1 protein-coding gene is annotated in these 1107 nt (G+C 69.9%); it reads right to left on the reverse strand.

Annotation, left to right across the window (positions count from 1 at the left end; genetic code table 11):
• Positions 1-78: 78 nt before the first annotated feature.
• Positions 79-1107: gamma-glutamyltransferase family protein (locus BRAS3809_RS21465; protein ID WP_035657474.1), on the reverse strand; the 1029-nt coding region annotated here is incomplete at its 5' end.

Here is a 1107-nt window from a genome sequence, read left to right on the forward strand (position 1 = left end):
ACAGCTCGGGCCTCACGGTTCGAGACGCGCCTTCGGCGCTCCTCACCATGATTGGGTGAGATGCTGCAGCCTGGCTCGTCATGCGATCGCAAAGCGCAGGCCGGCGCGGGCGCGGCCGCCGGAGATCGCGATCGGCGTGCCGTCGGCGCGCCAGCACGCGGCTCCGGTCAGCGTGCCGTCGTCGCCGAAGGCGATCGCGTTCATGCCGCCGGCCACGACCGGCTCGCGCTTGATCTCATGGCCGCGCGCGGCAAGCGCCTGCGCGACATCATCGGGAAAGCCGGGCTCGAGCTCGAGCGCGCCGCCCTGCGTCCACAGCCGCGGCGCCTCGACCGCCTCCTGCAGCGACATGCCGTGGTCGATCAGATTGACCAGCGCCTGGAAGGCGGAGGGGAAGATGCGCAGTCCGCCGGGCAGGCCGAGCGCGTAGCGCAGGCGGCCGTCGCGCAGCGCCATCATCGGCGCCATCGAGGTGAAGACGCGCTTGCCGGGTGCGATCGACAGCGCGCGGCCGGGATGCGGGTCGAAATTGTACATGTAGTTGTTGGCCGTCGTGCCGGTGCCGGGAATCTGCACGCAGGCGCCGAACAGGCCGTTGATGGTCTGCGTCGAGGCCACGACATTGCCTTCGGCATCGGCGACCGTGACGTGCGTGGTGTTCGTGGATTCCGTTGGCGACAGGCCGGGACCAAAGCTCTTCGCGCGGTTCATGTCGATCTGCGCCCGCCGCTCGGCGGCATACGCCTTCGACGTCAGGCGATCGATCGGCACCTCGACGAAGGCGGGATCGGCGGTCGCGACCGCCCGGTCGGCGAAGGCGATCTTCAAGGCCTCGGCGAGCAGGTGCGCGCCGTCGGCGGAGCCGAAGCCGAGGGCTGCGACATCGAAGCCTTCGAGGATGTTCAGCATCTGCGCGATGTGCACGCCGCTCGAGGACGGCGGCGGCGGACCGATGATGTCATATCCGCGATAGAGGCCGCGGATCGGAGCCCGCTCGATCACCTTGAAGGCTGCCAGATCGTCCGCGTCGATCAGGCCGCCGTTCGTCGCCATGTAGGTCGCCAGAGCCGCGCCGAGCGGCCCGCCATACAGCGCGGCCGGCCCGTC

This window comes from Bradyrhizobium sp. STM 3809 (genome assembly GCF_000239795.1).
Lineage (GTDB): Bacteria > Pseudomonadota > Alphaproteobacteria > Rhizobiales > Xanthobacteraceae > Bradyrhizobium.